Here is a 22,912-nt window from a genome sequence, read left to right as displayed (position 1 = left end):
TCGGCTACAGTGGCGGCAGATGAACCAGCCTGCCCGCGCCCTCTCCCCGGTGCCCTCCCCCGCAAACGCGCGCTCGGCGATGGAACGCATCGCCACCCAGTTGGGCCGCGCGGTGCAGGGAAAATCCGCCCAGCTCCAGCTCGTGGTGACGTCCCTGGTCGCCGGCGGCCATGTGCTGCTGGAGGACGTCCCGGGTGTGGGCAAGACGACGCTCGCCGAGGCCCTGGCCAAGGCCTGCGGCCTGAGCTTCGCCCGCGTCCAGTTCACCGCGGACCTGATGCCCGCCGACGTGCTGGGCGCCCAGGTCTTCCACGCGCAGACGGCCACCTTCCAGTTCCGTCCCGGTCCCCTCTTCCGGCAGCTCGTGCTGGCGGATGAGCTCAACCGCGCCCCGCCGCGCACCCAGTCCGCGCTGCTGGAGGCCATGGCGCAGGGGCAGGTCTCCCTGGACGGCGCCACGCACGTGCTGCCCGCGCCCTTCACGGTGGTGGCCACGCAGAACCCGGTGGACTTCTCTGGCACCTACCCGCTGCCGGACTCGCAGCTGGACCGCTTCATGGTGCGCATGTCCCTGGGCCACCCGACGCCGGAGGTGGAGGCCGGGCTGCTCGTCACCCGCGACGGCACGCCGCCCCTGGACGCGGTGGAGAGCGTCTCCGGTCCCGAGGAGCTGGCGTCGCTGCGCTCGTTCGCGGCGGCGCTCCGGCTGGACGCGTCGGTGGCGGACTACGTGGTGCGGCTGGCCACGGCCACGCGCTCACACGGGGACCTGGAGCGAGGCGCCTCCACCCGCGCGGTGCTCGCGCTGGGCGCGGCCGCGCGGGCCAACGCGCTGTGGGACGCCCGGGACTTCGCCACGCCCGGAGACGTCCGCGCGGTGCTGGTGCCCTGCTGGGCCCACCGCATCCTGCTGCGCAGCGCCGTGCAGGGCGTGTCCGCGCGCGACGAGGCGGCGCACCTGCTGGAGGAGATCGCCCGAAAGGTCCCGGCGCCCCGGTGAAGCCCCGGCTGCCGCCATGGTGGGCCCGGGTTCGCGCGCGGCTGCGCCCGCCGCGCACCCTGAAGGTGACGCGCATCGGACGCACCTATCTGGTCGTGACGTTCGGCGTGGGCCTGGGCGCCCTCAACACCGGCAACAACCTCCTCTACCTGCTGCTGGGCCTGCTGCTGAGCATGGTGGTGGTGTCGGGCGTCCTGTCCGAGCGGTGCCTGCGCTACCTGTCGGTGCGGCGCGTGGGCGCAGACGCGGCCTTCGCCCAGGAGCCCTTCGCCTTCCGGTGGGCCATCTCCCGCGGCCAGGGCCACGCCTTCGCGCTCACGCTGTCTGAGACGGACTCGCCGCTCACCGGCGGGGGCGGCGTGGGCTACCTGCCCGCGGGGGTGGACCACGTCGTGCGCGCGGACCTCACCGCGCCCCAGCGCGGGCCCGTGCTGCTCACGGGCGTGCGCGTCACCACCACCTGGCCGCTGGGGCTGTTCGCCAAGACGCGCACCTTTCCGCTGGAGAGCACGCTGCTCGTCTACCCGCGGCGGACCTACGCCTGCCAGGACCCGGGCGCGCCGGAGCAAGGCCCCGTGGGCGACGCGGGCAATCCCCGCCGCAATGACGGCAATGGGGATTTGAGCGGTCTGCGGGAGCTGGCGTGGGGTGAGGACGCCCGGCGCATCCACTGGATGAAGAGCGCCTCCGCCGGGAAGCTGCTGCGGGTGGAGCGCGAGCGCGAGGAGCGGCGCACCTTCATGCTGACGGTGGCGGACGAGCTCGACGCGGAGGCGCTCGAGCGCCGCTGCGAGGAAGTGGCCGCGCTGGCCCACCGGCTCATCGAGGAAGGTCACGAGGTGGGCCTGGACACGCCGGAGGAGCGCCTCCGCCCCGCCGCGGGTACGGCCCAGGAGCGGCGCCTGCTGCGGGTGCTGGCGTGGCTGGGGCACGCGCGCCCTCGCGGTGACGAGGAGGCGGCATGAGGAAGGGCACGCGGCTGAGGCTGGTGCTGCGGGACCTGGGCTCCGGGTTCGCCTTCGCGTCCATGGCGGTGTCCGGCCAGCTCCCCATCTGGTCGTTGGTCCTCTACGGCGTGGCCCTGGTGGTCGCGCTGGCGGGGCGGCGTCCCTTCTCCAACCGGGTGAAGCTCACGGCGCTGCTGCTGCTGGCCGTGGCCCTGACGCTGGGCACGAACGTGCTCGCGGGCTCGCTCGACCTGGTGGTGGCGGCCTGTGCCTTCGCGGGCCTCATCTCCGCGCAGCGCCTGCTGTCCACGCCGGACGCGACCACCGACGGCCAGGTCCACCTGTCCGGCCTGTTGATGGTGGCGGGCGGCGCGGCCCTCTCCGGTGAGCTCGTCTACGGCCTCTTCCTGATTGTCTTCGGCGTGCTGGCCAGCATCGCCCTGGCGCTGGGCGTGGTGGAGTCCGCCGTCCCCGAAGGCGAGCCCGTGCCGGTGCGCGCGGTGATGGGCCCGCTGGCCACGGGCGTGGGCTTCGCCGTGGTGGGCGCGGTGGCCTTCTTCATCCTCTTCCCCCGCCTCAACTGGAACATGATTGGCCCCAGCGCCTCGCCCGGCCTGGGCGTGGCCACCGCGGGCTTCTCCAACACCGTGCGGCTGGGGGGCGCGGGCACCATCAAAGGCAACCCGCGCATCGTGCTGCGCGCCACCCTGTCCCCGGACCCGGAGAAGGACGCGCTCGACGCGTACTGGGTGGGCCGCACCTATGACGTCTTCGACGGCCAGGAGTGGTCCAGCGCGCGCACCACCAGCGACGGCGCCGGGTTCATGACGACGCTGCGGCCGGGCCGGGAGAACCTGGTCCACCAGCGCGTGGAGCTGATGCCCGCGTACGGCGCGCGCACGCTGGTGGCGATGGAGACGCCCTCGCGGCTGGGCAACGCCGTGGCGAACACGCGGCAGGGCTCCCGGCGCACCCAAATCGAGGAGCGGGGCGGCGGAGAGGTGCGCTTCCGCGACTCCGGCATCTCGTATTCCTATGAGGCCTACAGCTTCCCGCCCGGCGCCAGCGGTGACGACGTCCAGGACCTGCCCCCGGAGGAGCAGGACGCCCTGCTGGCGCTGCCGGAGGGGCTGGACGTCCGCGTCGCCCAGACGGCCGCGCGGGTGCTGAATGGCGAGCGCGACCCGCTGGCCGCCGCGCAGAAGCTGTCCGCGTGGCTGCAACGCGAATACAGCTACACGCTGGAGTTGAGCGGCGACGTGCCAGACCCGATCGCCGACTTCCTCTTCCAGCGCAAGCAGGGCCACTGCGAGCACTTCGCCACCGCGCTCACGTTGATGCTGCGCACCCAGGGCATGCGGGCGCGGCTGGCCACCGGCTTCTTCGGCGGCGAGCGCGTGACAGGCGGCTACGTGGTCCGCGCGGGTGACGCACATGCCTGGACGCACGTGCTGGTGCCGGGACGCGGCTTCATCACCGTGGACGCGACGCCGCCGGCCCACCGCGCGAGCCAGTCTCCGCGCCTGCTGGAGCAGCTCATCAACATCTACGAGGTCGTGGAGTCGCAGTGGCGCGACGTCATCCTGGACTACAACTTCCGAGATCAGCTGACGGTCCTCCGCTCGCTCAGCCGCTCGCACGAGGTTCCGAAGAAGGACGAGCCGCCTGGCCGTGCGCCGCCTCCCCGGGCCTTCGGCGCCGCGCTGCTCGCCGCCGCCGCGGCCTATACCGCCTGGCGGTTGCTGACGCGGTTCCTGTCGCGTGAGCGACCGCTGGAGGCCACGCGCTTCGCGGACGCGGTGGAGGCGCAGCTCACCGCCGCGCGAATCACGCGCGGCGACGGAGAGACACTGGAAGCGCTGGACGCGCGGCTTGCCCGGGAGCGGCATCCGCTGGCCCCCGCCCTGGCGCCCGTCACCCGGCGCTACCTGGAAGCCCGCTTCGGCGGCCGCCCGCTCCTGCAGGGAGAGGCCACGCGGCTGCTGGCGGACTTGAGACGCGCTGTTCTCACGCAGCCCCAGCGCGTCGCCAGCGAGGGCACTCGCCCGCCACAAGCGCGCGCTTCCTGACACCCTGGCTTCAGTCCCCGCGCCTGACTGTCCGGCTGCCCACCTCGCGTGCCGGCGGCCCGGGCGTGTCAGCGGCCCGAGGCGTCGTTACGCCTTTTCCGGCGGGGCGGCCACGTCGTGGGACGGGCATCGCTCCAACGGCCGCGCCCCCACTGGGAGCACGGCCCCGCGCAGCCCCCGGGAGGCCCGAATGCGAACAGTTCTGAATCTCCTACAGCTAGCGCATCCGGCGATTCATGCCGGTGCAACGTAACGGTTACAGGATTGCGGCTTCGAAGACGCCGCTGGAGCGCGCCAACCCCTCGCAGACATTGGGAGTGGCCCTTCGGGGCAGGTTGGCATTTCCGTTGCTCAAGCTCCCGTCGTCACGTCGTCAGACGAAATCCATCCATCTTCGGCCTCCCCGCGAGGCCCACCGTCGGAGAAAACATTCATGCAGGCATCCACCGAGCAGTCGTCCAACTCCGGCTCCCTGGCGATGTACCTCTCGGAGATCAACCACTACTCCCTCCTCAAGGTGGAGGAGGAGCAGGAGCTCGCGCGCCGCTTCCTCAAGGGCGACCTGGCGGCCGGGCACCGGATGGTGACCGCCAACCTGCGCTTCGTGGTGAAGGTCGCCTACGAGTACCGCTCCTACGGCATCAAGATGTCCGACCTCATCCAGGAGGGGAACATCGGCCTGATGAAGGCCGTGCAGAAGTTCGATCCGGACAAGGGCATCCGCCTCATCTCCTACGCGGTGTGGTGGATTCGCGCGTACATCCAGAACTACATCCTCAAGAGCTGGTCGCTCGTGAAGCTGGGGACCACCCAGGCGCAGCGGAAGCTGTTCTTCAGTCTGGCCCGCACGCGCCGCGAGCTGGAGAAGTTCGGCAGCGGCGACGCGGCGGTGAACGTGGATGACATCGCCCGCCGGCTCCACGTGAAGCCGGGCGAGGTGCGGGAGATGGAGCAGCGCATGGGGGGCCGGGACTTGTCGCTGGACGCGCCCATGGGCGAGGACGGCGGCAACAGCCACGTGGACTTCGTGGTGAGCGCCGCGGCCCCGCAGGACGACGAGTTCGCGGACAAGGAGGAGGCGGGCCTCATCAACGCCCGCGTCCGCACCGCGCTGATGCGCCTGGACCCGCGCGAGCGCTTCATCATCGAGCAACGCGTCATGAACGAGCGCCCCATGACGCTCAAGGAGCTGGGGGAGCACTTCGGCTTCTCGCGCGAGCGCGCCCGCCAGCTGGAGATTCGCGCCAAGGACAAGCTCAAGTCGGAGCTGGCCGCGCTCATGGCCGAGGTGGACCCGGAGGCCGTCGCCGTCCAGCAGTAAGCCGGATTTGACGCGGCCAGCGGCCCCGGCATTCCGGGGCTGGCCCGCCTCGAAGCGCCTCCGCCCTGCTGGCGGGGGCGCTTGCCATTTGCGGGCGTTGTTTCACGGCTGGCCATGGGCCTGCTAGAAGGGGCCGGTTTCCCTTCGAAGGAGCCCCCCGCTTGGCCCACGGTTCGCCGCCGATCTCCGAGGATCGCGTCCCGGTCGCTCAAACGCTCGCGACAGTCGCCCATACTCCGTACGTCCCCCCCGACAAGTCTCCGGCGGAGATGACGATGCGGGCCCTGGTGCTCGGCTCGGTGCTGGGCATCGTGTTCGCCGCCTCGTCCGTGTACCTGGCCATCAAGGTGGGCCTCACAGTCTCAGCGTCCATTCCCGTCGCGGTGCTCTCCATCGCCATCTTCCGGGCCCTGGGCAACTCCAGCATCCTGGAGAACACCATCGTCCAGACGACGGGCTCGGCCGGTGAGTCGCTCGCCTTCGGCGTGGCCGCCGCGCTCCCCGCCCTGCTGCTGCTGGGCTACGACATCAGCCTCACCCACGCCTTCCTCACCGCGGCGCTGGGCGGCGTGCTGGGCGTGCTGATGATGATTCCGCTGCGCCAGGGCCTCATCGTCCAGGAGCACGGCAGGCTGCCCTACCCGGAGGGCACCGCCAGCGCGGACGTGCTCATCGTCGGCGAGCAGGGCGGCACCAACGCCCGCACCGTCATCACCGGCTTCCTGGTGGGCGGCGTGTACAAGCTCGCCTACTCCGGCATGAAGCTGTTCCGCGAGGTGCTGAGCACGCCGCTGCAGGGGCTCAAGAGCGCCACCGTCTCCACCGAGGTGAGCCCGGAGCTGCTGGGCGTGGGCTACATCATCGGCCCCCGCGTGGCGGCCATCACCTTCGCCGGTGGTGTGCTGAGCTACCTCATCCTCATCCCGGCCATCTCCTTCTTCGGCGGCGGGCTGGAGACGCCGCTGCTGATGCACAACGGCCAGCTCATCCGGGACATGTCGCCGGACGAGATTCGCAACGCCTACGTGCTCTACATCGGCGCGGGCGCCGTGGCGACGGGCGGCCTCATCAGCCTCATCCGCTCGCTGCCCACCATCATCGGGGCCTTCAAGCGCAGCCTGGAGACGCTGAAGGCGTCGCGGGGCCAGGGCGCCATGCCGCAGCTCTTGCGCACGGAGCAGGACCTGCCCATCACGCTGGTGCTGGGCGGCAGCGCGATGCTGGTGCTGGCCATCTGGCTGGCGCCGCCGCTGGAGGTGAACTTCATCTCCGCCATCCTCATCGTCATCTTCGGCTTCTTCTTCGTCACGGTGAGCGCGCGCATCACCGGAGAGATTGGCAGCTCGTCCAACCCCATCTCCGGCATGGTGGTGGCCACGCTGCTCATCACCTGCCTCGTGTACCTGCTCATGGGCTGGACGTCGTCCGAGGACCGCTTCATGGCCCTCACCACGGCGGCCATCGTCGGCATCGCCGCGTCCAACGGCGGCACCACCGCGCAGGACCTCAAGACGGCCTTCCTGGTGGGCGGCACGCCCCGGCGCCAGCAGGTGGCGCTCTTCGTCGGCGTGCTCACCAGCGCGATGTTCATCGGCCTGGTGCTGGTGACGCTCAACCGCGGCGCCACCGTCACCATCCCCGAGCCCCACCCGGGCGTGAAGGTGACGGAGTTCTCCAACGAGACGCGCGTCCAGCACACCTTCCCCTGGGCCGTCTCCGCCGACACCCTGGCCGCGCGCGGCCTGGACGTGGCGGCGCTGCGCAAGGCCGTCTGGGCGCAGGGCTACGAGCTGAACACGCAGGGCGCCACGCCGGAGCTGCGCAGCTGGCGCGACGTGTCCTCGCAGGACCTGGGCGCGGTGACGCTCAACGTCCCCAGCGGCGCCCCCATCCAGGTGGCGGACCTGGGCGCCGTCACGGACGGCCCGGAGCGCACCTACAAGGAAGGCTACGTGCGCGGCGCGGACACGCCGGTGCCCGCGGGCAAGTACCTGCTCGATGCGTCCGACACCATCCAGTACGTGGTGGACCCGGGCATCGGCGGCCGCATCAGCGTCTACGAAGGCCAGCAACTGACGCGCTACGCGGCGCCCAAGGCGCAGCTCTTCGCGCTCATCATCGACGGCATCCTCACCCAGAAGCTGCCGTGGGATTTGGTGCTCCTGGGCGTGTTCATCGCGCTGATGCTGGAGCTGTGCGGCGTGTCCTCCCTGCCCTTCGCGGTGGGCGTGTACCTGCCCATCAGCAGCAGCGCGCCGCTCTTCGTGGGCGGCATGGTGCGCTACTTCGTGGACCGCATCCGCGGCGGCGAGTCCGACTTCTCGCCGGGCACCCTGCTCTCCTCCGGCTTCATCGCCGGTGGCTCCATCGCTGGCGTGCTCATCGCGTTCCTGGAGATCGCCACCGACGGGGCAGGCACCCGCGCGCTGAACCTGCCTGCCCTGCTGGGCAACCAGGGCGGCCTGGGCGGCTTCCTCAACCTGGTGGGTGAGAGCGAGCACGCCCACCCGCTGTGGTCCAACCTCTGGGGCCTGCTCTTCTTCGGCGGCCTCACGCTGTTCCTGCTGCGCTCCGCCCTCAGGGGCCAGAGCGCCGCCGTGTCCCCGCCGCCGCAGAAGGAAGCGTAGGCCGGTTGAAACACCGCTGAGACACCCCGGGGCGGCGAGGCGCATTCCTCGCCGCCCCGCTCATTTCCGGGGCGGGTGCGGCGTGCCTCCTGAAACCCCGTCCAGGAGGCGGCGCGCACCCACCCGGGCCGGCGCGCTCAGAGCGGCGAGTGGGAGGGCGGCACGTGGTCGGGCGGTGCGACGCCAGCGGCCTCCGCGCACACGTACTCCGTGCGCAGCGGCGCGACGACGCCGAAGGTCGCCGCGAAGACGACGGGGCCCCACCACGGCCAATACACATCCACGCGGGAGAAGCCGTGCTGGCACTCCGGCGTCACCACGTTCGAGGTCGTCAGTCCGGCGACCAGGCTCACGCCCGTTTGCTGTTCGGGCGCCCCTCCGCGCGGCGCTCCGGAGCGGAGGCTCATCCGGAAACACCCCGTCAGTGAGAGCAACAGCAGCGAGCACGTCAGCAACCGCGCCATGGACGTCCCCCCGCGCCGGCGGATGACGCATGTGGCAACACAACCGGAAATCCCCGTCATTCTCATCCCCGTCACCGGGACATCACCCAAGCCCTGGGACTTCCACGGGCCGTGTCCTGGGTGGCCGTCCAAAATCAGGTTAGACTTGGGTGACAGCATGGCCCACCCCCCTAAAGCCATCCAAGAATCCAACGCGGAGCCTCAGCTTTCGCCCGAGGCGCGCGAGAAGGTTGAGTTGGCGAAGACGTTCGCCTTCCACCTGCTCAAGGGCATCAAGCAGATCGGGATGTATCGCCACAACGAGTCGCGTTTCCCGGAGTTCCTCGGGAAGGCGCTCGAGTCGATTTCCTCCTACACGGAGAAGTTCGGCCCCCTGTCGATGAAGGTGGAGCAGCAGAACTTCCTGCTCCTCGGTGAGGCGCTGTTCTCCGAAGACACCCCGCTGCCCTACAAGTTCTTCCGCGACGGCATCCGGCAGCTCATCTTCCGCCCGGGCCTCACCGTGGAGGAGCTGACCACCTTCACGCTCATCGCCCTGTCCGAGCCGGAGCGCGGCGCGGAGGACGTGCTGGCGCAGCTGTGGCGCGCGAGCATGGAGCACGTGGAGTACGTGGTGGTGGAGGGCTTCTCCATGGAGAACGCCTCCGAGGAGGAGGTGCAGGTCGAGGTGGACAAGGTGGTGGGCTACCTCTACTCGCGCCTGCAGACGAACTCGGATGACTACCTGCGCTTCGCGCGCGTGTCCGCGGAGGACCTGGACGCCAGGCTGGACGGCGTGGAGCAGATTCGCGGCCTCGTGGTGGGCGGACGGCACGCCTCGGACGAGCTGAAGGCGAAGCTGCAGCGAGAGGTCTCCGAGGAGGAGAACGCCCGGCTGTTCCCCAAGCTGGTGAGCGCCGTGTTCCAGGTGGTGGAAGGCGGCGTGGATGACGCGTCCCTGCTCGAGGAGATCTTCGTGCAGCTCCTGGACATGCTGCTCCTCCAGGACGACTTCGGCACCGTCAACCAGATTGTCCTCAAGCTGCGCGCGCTGTCCCAGCGCGAGGGCAGCGAGGACCTGGCGAAGATGCTGGAGAACTTCCTCCACAAGATGGGTGAGGAGCAGCGCCTGATGCGCGTGGGCGAGTCACTCAAGACGACGCGGCCGAAGAACCCCGCGGACGTGTCGCGCTACCTCCAGGGGCTGGACCGGGACTCCATCATCCCCCTGCTGTCGGTGCTGGAGAGCATCGAGGTCGCCGACAACCGCACCTTGCTGTGTGACGCCCTCGCGGGGTTCGCGCGCGAGCTGCCCGAGCCCTTCGTCGCGCGCCTGATGTCAGACCGGCCGCAGACAGTGCGCGACATGGTCTACATCCTGGAGAAGAGCAACCACCCGGAGCGGGTGAAGATGTTCGGCCAGGTGCTCAAGAGCCCCAACCTGGTGGTGAAGCTGGAGGTGCTCAACATCATCGGCCGCGGCCGAACGGGCGAGGCCCGGCGCATCATCGTGGACGCGCTCGCGGACCCCATCTCCCAGGTGCGCATGCTCGCGGCGAAGCTGCTGCCGGAGTTCGACCGCGACAAGGCCTACGTGGACCTGATGCGCATGGTGCGGGAGCCCGGCTTCGACAAGAAGACGCCCGACGAGCGCGCCGCGGTGTACGCGGCCATCGGCTCCACGGGCACCCCGGGCGCCCTGTCGATGATGCAGCAGATGCTCGCGACGAAGCCCTCGCTGCTCAACAAGAAGCGCGTGCTGGAGGACAAGCTGCTGGCCATCCACGGCCTGGGCGGCGCGTGCTCCATCCAGGGCTACAAGATGTTGCAGGCGGTGGTGGAGGACAAGAACCAGCCGTTGGAGGTCCTCACCTCGGCTCGCAAGGCGATGTACCAGACGAAGAAGACGCTCTTCGGAGACTCGGCGCTGTCGGAGGAGGCATAGGCGCATGGCCGACAACCTGAAAATCACCCAGTCGCAGGACGAGAACACCAGCGAGTTCGGCCGCGAGCACAACGAGAAGCTCCAGGGCCTGGCGCGCTCGCTGGTGGCCGGCATGTACATGCTGGTGCGCTCGGTGAAGATGTATGACCCGGAGAACGCGGTCTTCCAGAAGCCGCTGCACCAGCTCCAGGACATCATCAATCAAATCATCGGCAAGGAAGGCCGCCTGGAGCTCACGGGCGTCAAGGAGTCGTTCTACCTGAACGGCATGCTGGTGAAGGTGGACCTCAACTCCATCGAGAACCAGCGCTACCTGCTGGCGGAGCTGCGCTCGAAGGACGTGGGTGGCTTCACGCTCACCAAGCCCGTCACCGTTCCGGACCTGAAGAACTTCATCTGGATCTTCAGCAAGGAGCAGACGGCCGCGTCCGAAGAGGACGGCCTGTCCAACCGCAAGCTGCTCAACATGCGGGTGGCCAAGTTCTCCAAGCTGAAGGAGAAGCTGAACAAGGACCTGGACAACCCGGGCGACCAGAAGGTGGACCGCAAGAAGTACGCAATGACCATCTACGCGCGCGCCGTGTTCTTCCTCACGAAGTACCTGCAGTCGGTGCGCGCCGGCAAGCCCATCAACGCCTCCAAGGCGCTGCGCCTGGTGCAGGACTTCGTCGACATCTCCTACGAGCAGCGGACGCACTTCCTGGGCATGACGACCATGCGGCGCGAGGACGACTACCTCGTGTACCACCAGGTCAACGTGTGCCTCATGAGCGTCGTCTTTGGCGCGGAGCTGGGCCTGACGAAGCCGCAGCTGCGCGACCTGGGCTACATCGCCCTCTTCCACGACGCCGGCATGGCCACGCTGTCGGAGGAGCTGTCGACGAAGCGCGGCGCCCTGACGGCCGAGGAGAAGCAGACGGTGCAGCGCGCGCCGCTCATCTCCGTGCGCAACATCCTGATGGAGAAGGGCTTCAGCCGCTCCACCCTGCTGCGCGTGGTGACGACGTTCGAGCACAAGACGGACTTCGGTACCGCCGTGCGCGACTCCCGCGGCAACATCCAGATGATCATCCCGAAGACGAACCTCGGGGCGTACGCGAAAATCATCGCCATCTGCGACGCGTACGACGCCCTCACCTCGAAGCGCCCCTACCGGGATGCCTACGGCCCGGAGGTGGCGCTGATGCTGATGTGGTCGGAGATGCGGAACAAGTTCGACCCGGAGCTGCTGTCCGTCTTCATGCGGGTGATGGCCATCCAGCCCGTGAAGGTGCTGTCCAAGCGCCAGCAGTCGCTCAGCGTGTCCGGCCTGTAGTCCGCTTCGTGCCGCCCGCCGCCTTCCGGGGCGCGGGCTGCTTTCGGGTGGCGAGTGGCGCCTCCGGCGCGGGGACCGTGGCCCGGAGCAGCGTCAGGGCCGCCTCCAAGTCCGCGGGAATGGGCGCCTCCAGCTTCAGCACCTTGCCCGTGCGCGGGTGCGCGAAGGACAGGCGCCACGCATGGAGCGCCTGACGCCCCAGCCGCTCCTGGGCTTGCGCCGCGGCGCCCTTTGGCTTGCGTCCGGCGCCGTAGAGCGCGTCGCACAGCAGGGGGTGGCCGGCTTCTGACAAGTGCACGCGAATCTGGTGCGTACGGCCGGTGAGCAGGTCCACCTCCACCAGCGCCGCGCCTTCGAAGGCCTCGAGGACGCGGTACACGGTGACGGCGTTCTTGCCCTCCTTCACCTTGCCCGTGAAGCGCTGGCGGTGGATGGGGTGACGGCCGTAGAGCGTCTCGATGCGCCCCTCCGCGGGCGGCACGCCGTGCACCAGCGCCAGGTACGTCTTCTCCACCGCGCGCGTCTTGAAGGCCTTCTGGAGCGCGACCAGCGCCTGCTCGTTCTTCGCCACGACGAGGCAGCCGGTGGTGTCCTTGTCGAGCCGGTGGACGATGCCGGGCCGCAGCTCGCCCCCGACACCGGCCAGGTCCTTCACCCGGTGCAGCAGCGCGTTGACCAGGGTGCCAGAGGCGTGGCCCGCGCCGGGGTGGACGACCATGCCCGCCGCCTTGTCGACGACGACCAGGTCGCGGTCCTCGTGCAGCAGCGCGAGCGGGAGCTCCTCCGCCAACGGGACGGCGGGAACGGGCGCGGGAATGTGGAGGACGAGCAGCTCACCGCCGCGCAGACGCCGGGCCGGCTTGGCCGGCTGGCCGTCCGAGAGCACATGCCCGGCCTCGATGAGGCCGTGGATGCGGGAGCGCGTGAGGTCCGGGAACGCGCGCGCGAGGTACTGATCGACGCGCTCGCCGCGAGCTTCGGGCGGAGCGCGGAACTCTCGCGTGTCGGGCGCTACCACGGGGAGGGGGTTACCAGATCTTCGACTTCACATGCGCCTTCGAGCGCAGGACGATGTCGTTGATCGCCCGCTCGAAGAAGTTCATCTTCGTGAAGATCTCCTGGCTGACGCGGCTCTTGTAGAGCTCGCGGCCCTCTTCCAGTTCCTCCTTGAGGACCTCGAAGAGGTTGTCCTGTTCGATTCCCTTGATGATCTTCTGCTCGTTGTAGAGCGAGATATCCGAGGCAATCGCACGGGCGAGCCGCATCGCCTTGACCTTTTCCTCGTCCGTCATCGTGCTACCTACTTAGGCAGCGGCTGAAGGCGAGTCAACTTTCCTCGCAACGCCGGTGACATCCGAGCACTTCCAGGGGGCGCCCCTACTTCCGGCCTGCCTTCTCAGAAGACAGGGCGAGGTAGCTCTTGGAGACGCGGAGTGGATCCAACCCCAGCTCGCGGGCGAGGTTCATCAGGATACCTCGCAGGTAGACGGCGGGCGGGAGCGCGGTGTAGCGGTCCGCCTCCACGTTCTCCAGGTGACTGCGCGTGATGCGGGTGCGGTCGGCCACCTGCTGGAGGGTCATCCCCCGGGCCTCGCGGACCTGGCGGAGCAGCTCGCCGTTGAACTCGGCGTCGGACGGGATTTCCGGAATGCGAGGCCGGGGCTCCCGGGCCCGCGACGCGACCTGGGACACCTGCGCCAGCGCCGCCTCCGCCGTGGCGATGGCGGAGTCCTGGGCGAGCTGCGGTGCGTCTCCCAGGGGCCGTCCAGCGCGCGCTCCAGCCCGGCCGGGCTCGGCCTGCGCCTCCGCGGAGGGCCCCGGATGGACAGGGACGATGGCGGTCGGCCCGGCCTCGGGCGCCGGGCTGGAGGGCTCCGGGGGAGCCGACGGCACCAGGCTGGCGCTTGCAGGGACTGGCGAATCGCTGGCCGGAACGGCGTCAGGCACCACCGCGGCGGCCTCCTGGGCCACGGCCGGCTCACCCACCGAGGCCGCGGGCACCGCACTGGAAGCCTCGCGCGGCGACTCAGCGCTCACAGCCTCCGTGCCCGCCCCATCCGCCGAAGCCTGGGGCTGGATCGACGCCACGGGGACATCCACCGCGCTCCCCATCCGCTGCGTGTCCTGCAGCGAGCTGGACACATACGCGAACGAGAACCCACGGAAGAACGACGCCCGGAAGTCCGCCTGTCCCAGGGTCGCGGGCATCGGCTCCGCCCGAGGCTCCGTCGCCTGGTCCGCGGCCTCCGCTTCCCCGTCCCGCCCCGTGCTCGCGGTCTCCGAGTCCTCCACCGGCACGTCTCGCACTGCCCCTGGCCTCCCGTTCGTCCCCGCTTCGGGGACCTGCGTCGACAGGCGGCCAGTCTCATCTTCCGCGCCGGGTGCGGCAACCCCCACCAGCGTCGGCTCCGCACGCTTTTCCACCGGCGCGTCGGCGTGGGCCCCCGAGCCCCCCGTCGCCGCCGCGTCCATCAACCGGCGGGCCGGGAGCCCCAGGTCCTTGTCGTACTCGGCGCGCAGCTCTTCGTCGGAGAGAATCTCCAGCGCCTCGGCCATCCGAGCGCGGAGCCCATCCACCTGGCCCTCGTCCACGAGCGCATAGACGGCGATGGAGTCCGGTGAATACAGCTCATTGAGCCGTTCGTACGCCGCCCGAATCTCCTCCATCGGCGCGGTGACGGGGACTTCGAGAATCTCGTAATAGGTCTGCTGCTCGAAGGGCTTCATGGTGTGGAGCGCTGGGGGGAGCCGTCGAGCGCGAGGATACGCGTTGCGATGCCCTGAATGGCAGTGGCCGCCGCGGAATCCGGCCGCTCGAGGAGGACGGGCTTGCGCTTGCGCACCGCGCGCCACGCCTCGTCGTCGTAGCGGATGGCCCCCAGGACATCCATTTCGATGCCAAAGAACTTCTTCCATGCGGCGGCCACGGACGCGCCCACGGACAGGTCCGCATCCGTGCGCGCCTGGTTCACCACGAGCCGGATGCGGAACGCGGACAGCTCCCGCTCCAGGCGCTCCGCGATGGCCGGGTCCTTGCGCCGGGCCTGCGCCAGCACGTCATGCAGCGTGCGCAGCGCCCCCTCTCGGGTGGTGAGCGCGTCCTCCACCAGGTCCTCGATGCCGTACTGCGACTCCACCTGCTGGAGCTTGCGGAAGAAGGCCGCCTTCGCGAAGCGGTAGGCGTTCTCCACCGACGTGGGCTCGGGCAGCATCACCAGCACGCCGTGGTCGGCGAGGATGAAGAAGTCGATGGTGTTGAAGCTCGTCCCCGCGCCCAGGTCCAGGATGAGGTAGTCCGCCGACGTGCCCATCAATGTCCGCAGCAGCTTCTGCTTCTGCGCGTACTTGAGGTTGGCCGCGTCCAGCGCGTCCTGCGCCCCGGCGATCAGCGAAAGCCTCGGGATGCCGGTGGGGATGATGACCTCTTCCAGCTGCGCCTTGTTCCGCCGCAGGAAGTCGGAAAGCGTCGCGTTGGGTTGACCGACGCCCAGGCACGTGTGCAGGTTGGCACCGCCCAGGTCCACGTCCACGAGCAGCACGTTGGCCCCGGATTGGGCCAGGGCCACGCCCAGGTTGGCGGACACCATGGACTTGCCAATGCCGCCCTTCCCGCCTCCCACGGCGATGATGCGCCGGGGGCGAGGACGGCGTGACAGACCAGGAGGGCCGGAGACCATGGGGCCTGGCTCCGTGGGGCCCAGGACACGGGATTCGGTCCGGGGCGCTCGCGAGGGTTGGGACATGCCCCCCCATCAAATCCCGAACCCAGGGTCTCGTCGACTCCCCGACCTTCTGCATCCGTTCAGTGGAACATCCCGGCCCGCGCGTGCGCCGGAAACCCGTCACTCCCGGTGTTTCCAGCCCCACGGCGAGCCCGGAGGCCTGGCAGGCAGGCGTTACTCGTCGAGCAGCTCGACGTTCCAGTACGACGCGTCCGCCAGGTGCAGGAACGGCAGCCACTCCCGGTACGTCACCTTGCGGCTGGCACCGCGGAACAGCGGCGTCCAGCGGGGGCGCACGGGCTTCTTGAGCAGCTTCATGTGGGCCTGCTCTGGCGTCCGCCCCCCCTTCCTCAGGTTGCAGGGGACGCAGGAGCACACGACGTTCTCCCACGTCGTCTTGCCACCCTGCGTGCGCGGCATGACGTGGTCCAGGTTCAGCTCGCTGCGCGGCAGACTCTTCCCGCAGTACTGGCAGGTGTCGTTGTCGCGCGCGTAGATGTTGAGCCGGGAGAAGCGCACCCGCCCTCGGGGCAGATGGTCATACGCGCTGAGCACCAGGACACGGGGAACGCGGATGGTGCGCTCGATGGTGGTGATGCAGTCCTGCGTCGCGCTCAGCTCCGCCCAATCCGCGAACTCGTAGAGCCGGTACTGCGAGTCGATGGCCTTGGCCACCCCCAGGTACAGGAGCGTGAACGCCCGCTTCACCGAGGTGACATGAACCGGCTGGTAGTACCGGTTGAGGACAAGCACGGCGCTGTTGATCATGGCGGGTTCCCTGGAATGGCGGCCGCGACGGCATCCGCGACCGCCTGGAGCTCCTCCTCCTCGAGACACCGGACGTCGAGGAGCACCTCGCCATCCGCGATCCTGCCAATAACCGGCGACCTTCCTCCGCGCAGGCGGTCCAGGAATGTTTCCGGCGTCTCTAGGGTGAGGATGCACGCGGAGGACGGCAACCCGGCCAGCGGCATGGCACCCCCACCCACCTGTCCCACCACGCTGGCCACCCGCGCACGCACACCCCGCCCCGCCAGCAGGCCCTCCAGCCGTACCGCCCGGGCGCGCAGGTCCTCTGGCGACTGGGCAAGCAGGCGGTGCACCGGGACCTCCTCCGCCCGGCCATCCCGGTACAGCACCAGGGTGGCTTCGAGCGCGGCGACCGTCAGCTTGTCCACCCGCAGGGCCCGCATGAGCGGGTGGGCCTTGATGCGCGCCAGCAGCGCGGACCGGCCCACCACGACGCCCGCCTGGGGTCCTCCCAACAGCTTGTCTCCCGAAAAGGCCACCACGTCCGCGCCCGCCGCGACGGCCTGGGCCACCGTGAGCTCGCGGCTCAGGCCTTCGCCCTTCAGCGGCACCAGCGCGCCCGCGCCCAGGTCCTGGAACACCGGCACGCCACGAGCGCGGCCCAGCGCCGCCAGCTCCGCGACCTCCACCTCTTCCGTGAAGCCCACCAACGCGAAGTTGGAGCGGTGCACCTTCACCAGCAGCGCTGACTCCGAGCCCAGCGCCGCCGAGTAATCCAACAGCCGCGTCCGGTTGGTGGTGCCCACCTCCACCAGCTTCGCGCCCGACTGCCGCATCACCTCCGGGACACGGAAGCCGCCGCCAATCTCCACCAGCTCACCGCGCGACACCACGCACTCGCGGCCGGACGCCAGCGCCGCCAGCACCAGCAGCACCGCGCCCGCGCAGTTGTTGACGACGACCGCGTCCTCCGCGCCCGTCAACGCGCGCAGCAGCCCCACCAGCGGCGCGTAGCGGCTGCCCCGCGCGCCTTCATCCAGGTCGTACTCGAGGTTGGCGTACCCCCGGGCCACCTCCGCCACGCGCGCCACGGCCGAGGCCGCCAGGGGCGCGCGTCCCAGGTTGGTGTGCAGCACCACCCCGGTGGCGTTGTGCACGGGCCGCAAGCCCGGTGCGGCCAGCGTGTCCAGGGCGTGCTGGACGTCCGCGTCCTCGAAGCCCGGCCCGCCCGAGGCCACCAGCCGGCCCCGGGCCCGGTCGACCGCCAGGCGGAGCGCGGCCACGGCACGGGCCCTGGGGACTCCACTCAACAGGGGCTCCAGCGACGGGCGCCGCAGCAGCTGCTCGACGGAGGGGAGCGCGCGCAAGAGCGCATTCTTCCCACCGTCTCCAATGTTCGACGGGGCGCCCACGCCCCGAGTCTAGGGGAGCCGCCGGGCAAGTTCCAGGCGCGCCCCGGAACATCGGGGTGACAAAAAGGAAAAGGCCCAGCCTCCCTCGGGAGACTGAGCCTTCGGACTGAGCGCCAGGAGCGCTCAGGAGGTACTCAGGCCGGGCGAACGTTCTGAGCCTGCAGGCCCTTGGGGCCACGGGCCACGTCGAACTCGACCTTCTGGCCTTCCTGCAGCGTGCGGAAGCCCTGGGTCTGAATCGCAGTGTGGTGGCAGAAAAGATCCTCGCCCCCGCCGTCCTGCATGATGAACCCAAAGCCCTTCGCGTCGTTGAACCACTTCACGGTACCAGTCGCCATTACGCTTCTCTTCGTCTTTCTCTACCAGCTTCATGAATTGAGCTGGTTGCCACGCCGTGTGAAGGTGCGGCCTTGGCCATGTGTCACGTTTCCGGCCAGTTGCATAGGGGGACCCCCACACGCGGGCACCCTTTTTCAGGGCGTGGACACAACCCGCGGCCTTCGCGCTCCATTCCGCACGAATTCTCTACCGACACCACCCAGCAAGCGCCCGGATGGCGCCGGCGCACCTACTTCGCGGCGCTCTTGAGCACGGGCAGCTTGGGCGCCCGTCCGTACAGCAGTTGGTACGTGTTGAAGGAGCGCAGCACGCGCTTGATGTAGCCGCGCGTCTCGGAGATGGGGATCTCCTCCACCCACGCGTCCAGCGCCAGGTCCGGCCTGTCGGACCTCCAACGATTCACCGCGCCGGGCCCCGCGTTGTAGCTGCCCACCGCGAAGGGCGTGTGTCCGTTGAAGCGCTTGAGCAGGCCGCCCAGGTAGTGGGCTCCCATGCGGATGTTGAGGTCGGGCTGGAGCAGCTGGTCCACGCTGAAGCGCTTGAGCTTCAGCTCGCGCGCCACGCCCTTCGCGGTGGACGGCATCAACTGGGTGAGGCCCATCGCCCCCGCCCATGAGAGCGCCTTGGGGTCCAGCGCGCTCTCCTCCCGCATCAGCGCCTGGAGCAGGTCCGGCTCCACGCCCGCGTCCGCGGTGTGCTTCTCGATGAGGTCGCGGAAGGCGTTGGGATACGCCACCTCCCACACCACGCGCGTCTGCGCGGTGATGGGTCCGCTCAAGTCCTTGCGCAGCGCCAGCCGCGCCACCGCGTGGGCGGAGCGCTCGTCCCCGGCCTCGTGCAGCACCAGCACCAGCAGGCGCACGGACTCCGCGGGCAGGTTGGTCCGGTTGACGGCCAGCAGCTCGGACGACACGGCTTCCTTGAAGCCCAGGCGGTAGAGCTCCACGCCCGCGCGGAAGTGCGGGTCCTCGCCCATGGGGCCGGCGAACAGCGGCCAGGGGCTGACGGCCTCGGGCACGGTGAAGACCTCGGCGGACACCTTCTCCAGCCGCGGCGGGTCCACCTTCGCCAGCTGCGAGCGCGCCATCAGCCCGTAGTAGGTCGCCGGGTGGTCCACGGAGAGCTTCTCGAACAGCTCCGCCGCGCCCTGGATGTTGCCCTTCTCCTGCATCGTCCGCGCCCGCCAGTAGCGCGCGCGCTCCACGTCGTAGCTCTCGTCCGCCTTGGCGAACTGCGCCTCGATGCGGTCCAGGAACGACAGGCCGGAGTCCTCCACGCCGGTGGTGCGGGCAATCCAGAACGCCTTGAAGAGCGCCTCGCCCAGGAAGTCCCCCTGCGGGTACAGCCGGGCCAGCGTGTCCAGGCGGGCCATGGCCTCCTTCGGGCGGCCCGTCTTCAGGTAGAGGTCGGCCGCGTAGAAGAGGCCGTCATCCGCGAACGAGTGGTCCGGGAACTCGCGCGCCAGCCGCTCGTAGGTCTCCATGCCCCGCGCCTGGTCCACGATGGAGCGCGACGAGCCGAGCACATACAGCACGCGCGCCAGCAGGTCGCGGTCCTGGCACTTCTCCGCCACCGGCGTCAGCACCTGGATGGCGCGCGTGTGCTGGCGCTCCTTGCGCATGCCCTTGCCGAAGACGAAGTGCGCGCGGCAGGCCAGCGGGTCCGGGAGCTTCAACTGCGGCAGCAGCGGCTCCAACTGCGCCAGACCGGCCTTGTTGCGGTGCAGCTCCACCAGCGCCTCGCCGCGCCCCACCTTCGCCTCCAACGGCGGCGTCTGCCCCTTGAGGCGCCGCTCGGCCTGCTTCGACAGGGCGGACAACGGATGCGCGGCCCACAGGCGCCACAGCGCGGCGCGCTCGGCGACCCTGTCCTTCTTCTCCGCGGCGATGTCGGCGATGGCCATCAGCGCCTCGGCGCCCACGTTGCGGCCCCAGCTGGGCGCCGCGCGCGACGTGAGCGGCTCCAGCGCGGCCATGGCGCCCTCGGCGTCCTTCTTCTTGCGCAGCACGCGCGACAGGGCCAGCCGCGCGTCCACGTACAGCTTGGACTCCGGCGGCACCTGCTCCAACAGCACCGCGGCTTCGTCGAAGCGGCGCAGGCTCTCCAGCGCCACGCCGCCATGCGTCAGGCAGCGGTCCTTCAGCGCGGGGTAGTCCGGGGCCAGCGCGGCGAACTCCGTGGCGGCGGACGCGTCATCCCCGGCGCGGACGGCGGCCAGGGCGCGCAGGTAGCGCACCGGCGGGCTGTCGCCCTCGTCCTTCAGCAGCTCGCGGGCGCGCGGGTACTGTCCACGATCGAACGCGTCACGGGCCTCCTGCTTCTTGCCCTCGCCGAAGTACGGCGCCAGGTCCTCCAGCCCGTAGCGGCGGCCCCGGTGCATCACCGGCGTGGGTGGCGCGGCGTTGGGAAAGGCGGGGTTGAGCACCTCCACGTAGCCCACCGGCAGCGGCGCCTTCTCCGAATCAGGAGGGGGCGACAGCTGCGCTTCTGGAGGCGCGTTGCTGGGGTGCTGGGCCGGCGCTTCGGACGCCTCGTGCTCGGCCGGGGTGGACGAAACCGCCTGCGGGGCGGGGGCCTGCGCGGTCATCAGGAGCGCGGAGGCGGCGACGGCGAGCTTGGAAAGGAAGGGCTTCATACGCGGGGGCAGGTTCCCAGGGAGATGCGCGCGGGCTCGCCCCAGGACAACCAGCAGGTCATGGAAAATTTCCGGAGGCTGACACAGGTTAGACTGTCCGCCTCCTCATGGACATCCGGACACAGAGCGCGCTGCTGGCATCCATCATCGGGCTCGCCCTGGGCGTGTCCATGTTGCTGCGGCCCGGCAGGCCCAGGGTACTGACGCTGTACTCCGTCTTCGCGCTGACGGTGGCCGGCTACTACCTTTCGCTCTTCTTTCACAGCATCTTCCCGGCCGGCGCCTACCCGTGGACATCCCGCATCTTCGTGGGCGCCACCATCTTGGTGGGTTCGCTGGTGCCGGGCGCGGCTGTCGCCTTCTTCCTTGAGTTCCTGGGCGTCAGCAAGGGGACGAACCTGGTGGGCCGCCGGCTCGCCCTGCTGTCCGCCGTGCTGGGGCTGACCGTGGCCGTCACCCCCCTGGCCGACAAGCTCTGGGCCCGGGTGGGCATGGGCGTGTGGGTGCTGGGCACGTTGCTGACCTACGGCTCCTTGCTGCTCCACCGGGTCCGCACCACGGAGTCGCGCATCGAGAAGTTCCGGCTGGCGTACCTGGCCATTGGCGCGGGCGCGGCCATCCTCTTCTCCGCGCTGGATTTCCTGGTCAGCTTCGGCATCCCCTTCCCCACGCTGGGCTCGGTCTTCTCCACGCTGTACCTGTTCTTCCTGGCCCACACGCTGCTGCGGCTGCGGCTGATGGACCTGCACGAGCTGCTGGGCAAGATTGCCTCGCAGACGGTGCTGGCCAGCATCCTGGCCGCCGTCTTCACGGTGCTGACGGCGTGGGGGAAGGAGAACACCGGCCTCTTCCTCTTCAACACGGTGGTGGCCGCGTTCGTCATCCTCATCCTCCTGGAGCCGCTGAAGGTGAAGGTGGAGGAGATGGTGGTGCGCATCTTCTTCCGCGAGCGCTTCGCCCTCCTGGACTCGCTGGGCTCGCTGCGCGTGCGCATCGCGAACGTCATCGAGATTTCCGAGCTGGCCCGGCTGGTGCTGGACACGCTCCATGAGACGGGCCGCGTGACGCACGCCTCCGTGTACCTGCTGGCGGAGGACCGGCCCGGGTACCGGCTGCTGGACTCGCGAGGCCCGCTGCCGGTGGCCTTCCTGGACACGGCGGTGGCGCGCGGCCTGCTCTTCGCGGCGGCCAGCGGACAGAAGGCGGTGCTGCGGGAGAACGTGGAGCGCCGCATGGCCACCATGCGGCTGCAGGCGGTGGAGGGCAAGCGCTACCGGGACGAGCTCAAGCGGCTCAACGACACGCGCGCGGCGCTGGTGCAGGTGAAGGCCGGCATCGCCGTGCCGCTGATGGGCAATGACCGCGTCATCGGGTTCCTCAACCTGTGGGACGAACGGGTGCCGGAGGCCTTCGCGTCCGACGAAATCGCCATCATCCTGGAGGTGGCGGAGCGGCTGGCGACGGTGCTGGAGAACTCCAAGCTCTACGAGAAGATTCGCGAGCGGGACCGCCTGGCCGCGCTGGGTGAGATGGCGGCGGGGCTCGCGCATGAGATTCGCAACCCGCTGGGCGCCATCAAGGGCGCCGCGCAGTGCCTGGACCCGGCGCAGTTCCACGGCGAGGACGCCGAGTTCCTCGACGTCATCGTCGAGGAGGTCAACCGGCTCAACGGCGTGGTGACGGCGTTCCTCGACTACGCGCGTCCGATGAAGCAGAGCTTCGGCACCACCGACCTCAACGAGGTGGTGACGCGCACCATGCGGCTCATCCAGAACGACGTGCCCTCCAACCTCCACCTGGCCGTGGAGCTGGACTTGATGTTGCCGCGCGTGGACGGCGACGCGGAGCAGCTCAAGCAGGTGCTCATCAACCTGGTGCAGAACGCGGTGCAGGCGCTCGGGACGCGCGAGGGCCGCATCAGCGTGCGCACGGAGAAGCCGGAGCGCTTCGGGGAGCTGCGCAGCGCCGGCGCCGAGTTCGTGGAGGTGCAGGTGTCCGACAACGGCCCCGGCATTCCTCCGGACCAGCACCCGCACATCTTCGTGCCCTTCTACACGACGAAGCAGAAGGGCACCGGCCTGGGGCTGGCCATCTGCCAGCGCATCGTGAAGAACCACGGCGGCAGCATCTCCGTGCAGAGCAAGGCCGGCGAAGGCACCACGTTCGTCATCCGTTTCCCCGCCCTCCCCTCCGAGCAGCAGCCCGCGGACGCCTCCTCCGTGGAGGGCCTGCCCGCTGGGAATCGGCCGTCGCAGTCCCTGCCCGTGCCCGACGAGCTGCGCGACGAGGGCAAGGCCTCCCACGTGGAGGCCCGCGCCAAGCGGGAGCGCCGCAAGCGGCTCCGCGCGTAGCGACACCGCTTTCGCCCCTGGGGGCGAGCACCTATA

At 69.8% G+C, this 22,912-nt stretch carries 17 protein-coding genes; 8 read left to right on the top strand and 9 right to left on the bottom strand.

The features are described from left to right. The first annotated feature begins 19 nt into the window (after nt 1-19). The 5 genes from KGD87_RS05990 (at nt 20) to KGD87_RS05970 (ending at nt 7,964) form a co-directional block, all read left to right on the top strand. On the top strand, nt 20-1,000 hold the full coding sequence (locus KGD87_RS05990; RefSeq protein ID WP_284666530.1) for an AAA family ATPase: 981 nt from the start codon (nt 20-22) through the stop codon (nt 998-1,000). Then, the gene (locus KGD87_RS05985; RefSeq protein ID WP_284666529.1) at nt 997-1,965 is read left to right on the top strand and encodes a DUF58 domain-containing protein; all 969 of its coding nucleotides are present in this window, start codon (nt 997-999) and stop codon (nt 1,963-1,965) included. Before KGD87_RS05990 ends, KGD87_RS05985 begins: the two co-directional genes overlap by 4 nt. Continuing rightward, nucleotides 1,962-4,016, top strand: coding sequence for a transglutaminase TgpA family protein (locus KGD87_RS05980; RefSeq protein WP_284666528.1), 2,055 nt, complete (start codon nt 1,962-1,964; stop codon nt 4,014-4,016). The genes KGD87_RS05985 and KGD87_RS05980 overlap by 4 nt, the downstream gene beginning before the upstream one ends. Before the next feature lie 433 nt (nt 4,017-4,449). Beyond that, nucleotides 4,450-5,337, top strand: a complete 888-nt coding sequence (locus KGD87_RS05975) for an RNA polymerase factor sigma-32 (RefSeq protein ID WP_176410570.1) — start codon at nt 4,450-4,452, stop codon at nt 5,335-5,337. Nucleotides 5,338-5,498: 161 nt separating this feature from the next. After that, entirely contained in the window at nt 5,499-7,964 is a 2,466-nt protein-coding gene (locus tag KGD87_RS05970) for an OPT family oligopeptide transporter (RefSeq protein ID WP_284666527.1), read from the top strand. 137 nt (nt 7,965-8,101) lie between these two features. Here the strand turns inward: KGD87_RS05970 and KGD87_RS05965 are convergent, their stop codons facing one another. Further along, on the bottom strand, nt 8,102-8,428 hold the full coding sequence (locus tag KGD87_RS05965) for a hypothetical protein (RefSeq protein WP_284666526.1): 327 nt from the start codon (nt 8,426-8,428) through the stop codon (nt 8,102-8,104). A gap of 157 nt (nt 8,429-8,585) precedes the next feature. Between KGD87_RS05965 and KGD87_RS05960 the strand changes: the two genes are divergently transcribed. Next, nucleotides 8,586-10,352, top strand: a complete 1,767-nt coding sequence (locus KGD87_RS05960) for a HEAT repeat domain-containing protein (RefSeq protein ID WP_284666525.1) — start codon at nt 8,586-8,588, stop codon at nt 10,350-10,352. A gap of 4 nt (nt 10,353-10,356) precedes the next feature. Further along, nucleotides 10,357-11,667: an HD-GYP domain-containing protein gene (locus tag KGD87_RS05955; protein ID WP_284666524.1), complete on the top strand. Its 1,311-nt coding sequence runs from the start codon at nt 10,357-10,359 to the stop codon at nt 11,665-11,667. Here the strand turns inward: KGD87_RS05955 and KGD87_RS05950 are convergent. From KGD87_RS05950 to KGD87_RS05915, 8 genes are all read right to left on the bottom strand, one after another. Further along, nucleotides 11,648-12,685 carry an RluA family pseudouridine synthase gene (locus tag KGD87_RS05950; RefSeq protein WP_284666523.1) on the bottom strand — a complete coding sequence of 346 codons (1,038 nt, stop codon included), beginning with the start codon at nt 12,683-12,685 and terminating at the stop codon, nt 11,648-11,650. The two genes, KGD87_RS05955 and KGD87_RS05950, sit on opposite strands and share 20 nt — an antisense overlap. A gap of 10 nt (nt 12,686-12,695) precedes the next feature. Further along, nucleotides 12,696-12,959 carry a hypothetical protein gene (locus KGD87_RS05945; RefSeq protein ID WP_011553384.1) on the bottom strand — a complete coding sequence of 88 codons (264 nt, stop codon included), beginning with the start codon at nt 12,957-12,959 and terminating at the stop codon, nt 12,696-12,698. Nucleotides 12,960-13,044: 85 nt separating this feature from the next. Beyond that, nucleotides 13,045-14,394 (bottom strand): helix-turn-helix domain-containing protein, encoded by a 1,350-nt coding sequence (locus tag KGD87_RS05940; RefSeq protein ID WP_284666522.1) that lies wholly within the window; start codon nt 14,392-14,394, stop codon nt 13,045-13,047. Next, complete coding sequence (locus tag KGD87_RS05935; RefSeq protein WP_284668587.1) at nt 14,391-15,344, bottom strand: P-loop NTPase; 954 nt, start codon at nt 15,342-15,344, stop codon at nt 14,391-14,393. The genes KGD87_RS05940 and KGD87_RS05935 overlap by 4 nt, the downstream gene beginning before the upstream one ends. A 219-nt stretch (nt 15,345-15,563) precedes the next feature. Continuing rightward, on the bottom strand, nt 15,564-16,157 hold the full coding sequence (locus KGD87_RS05930) for an HNH endonuclease (protein ID WP_163783077.1): 594 nt from the start codon (nt 16,155-16,157) through the stop codon (nt 15,564-15,566). Next, nucleotides 16,154-17,551, bottom strand: a complete 1,398-nt coding sequence (selA, locus tag KGD87_RS05925) for an L-seryl-tRNA(Sec) selenium transferase (RefSeq protein WP_284666521.1) — start codon at nt 17,549-17,551, stop codon at nt 16,154-16,156. The genes KGD87_RS05930 and selA overlap by 4 nt, the downstream gene beginning before the upstream one ends. A gap of 134 nt (nt 17,552-17,685) precedes the next feature. Then, nucleotides 17,686-17,889, bottom strand: a complete 204-nt coding sequence (locus tag KGD87_RS05920; protein ID WP_284666520.1) for a cold-shock protein — start codon at nt 17,887-17,889, stop codon at nt 17,686-17,688. 230 nt (nt 17,890-18,119) lie between these two features. Next, complete coding sequence (locus tag KGD87_RS05915; RefSeq protein ID WP_284666519.1) at nt 18,120-20,525, bottom strand: transglycosylase SLT domain-containing protein; 2,406 nt, start codon at nt 20,523-20,525, stop codon at nt 18,120-18,122. A 107-nt stretch (nt 20,526-20,632) separates the two neighbouring features. Between KGD87_RS05915 and KGD87_RS05910 the strand changes: the two genes are divergently transcribed. Continuing rightward, entirely contained in the window at nt 20,633-22,876 is a 2,244-nt protein-coding gene (locus tag KGD87_RS05910; RefSeq protein ID WP_284666518.1) for an ATP-binding protein, read from the top strand. Nucleotides 22,877-22,912 lie beyond the last annotated feature (36 nt).

This window comes from Myxococcus sp. SDU36 (assembly GCF_030168875.1).
Lineage (GTDB): Bacteria > Myxococcota > Myxococcia > Myxococcales > Myxococcaceae > Myxococcus > Myxococcus vastator.
This window is presented reverse-complemented; position numbering and strand designations above follow the sequence as displayed.

Coding starts and splice junctions, on each gene's coding strand:
- KGD87_RS05990 (WP_284666530.1), top strand. CDS start 20: ATGAACCAGCCTGCCCGCGCCCTCTCCCCGGTGCCCTCCCCCGCAAAC.
- KGD87_RS05980 (WP_284666528.1), top strand. CDS start 1,962: ATGAGGAAGGGCACGCGGCTGAGGCTGGTGCTGCGGGACCTGGGCTCC.
- KGD87_RS05975 (WP_176410570.1), top strand. CDS start 4,450: ATGCAGGCATCCACCGAGCAGTCGTCCAACTCCGGCTCCCTGGCGATG.
- KGD87_RS05965 (WP_284666526.1), bottom strand. CDS start 8,428: ATGGCGCGGTTGCTGACGTGCTCGCTGCTGTTGCTCTCACTGACGGGG.
- KGD87_RS05960 (WP_284666525.1), top strand. CDS start 8,586: ATGGCCCACCCCCCTAAAGCCATCCAAGAATCCAACGCGGAGCCTCAG.
- KGD87_RS05955 (WP_284666524.1), top strand. CDS start 10,357: ATGGCCGACAACCTGAAAATCACCCAGTCGCAGGACGAGAACACCAGC.
- KGD87_RS05945 (WP_011553384.1), bottom strand. CDS start 12,959: ATGACGGACGAGGAAAAGGTCAAGGCGATGCGGCTCGCCCGTGCGATT.
- KGD87_RS05940 (WP_284666522.1), bottom strand. CDS start 14,394: ATGAAGCCCTTCGAGCAGCAGACCTATTACGAGATTCTCGAAGTCCCC.
- KGD87_RS05935 (WP_284668587.1), bottom strand. CDS start 15,344: ATGGTCTCCGGCCCTCCTGGTCTGTCACGCCGTCCTCGCCCCCGGCGC.
- KGD87_RS05930 (WP_163783077.1), bottom strand. CDS start 16,157: ATGATCAACAGCGCCGTGCTTGTCCTCAACCGGTACTACCAGCCGGTT.
- KGD87_RS05920 (WP_284666520.1), bottom strand. CDS start 17,889: ATGGCGACTGGTACCGTGAAGTGGTTCAACGACGCGAAGGGCTTTGGG.
- KGD87_RS05915 (WP_284666519.1), bottom strand. CDS start 20,525: ATGAAGCCCTTCCTTTCCAAGCTCGCCGTCGCCGCCTCCGCGCTCCTG.
- KGD87_RS05910 (WP_284666518.1), top strand. CDS start 20,633: ATGGACATCCGGACACAGAGCGCGCTGCTGGCATCCATCATCGGGCTC.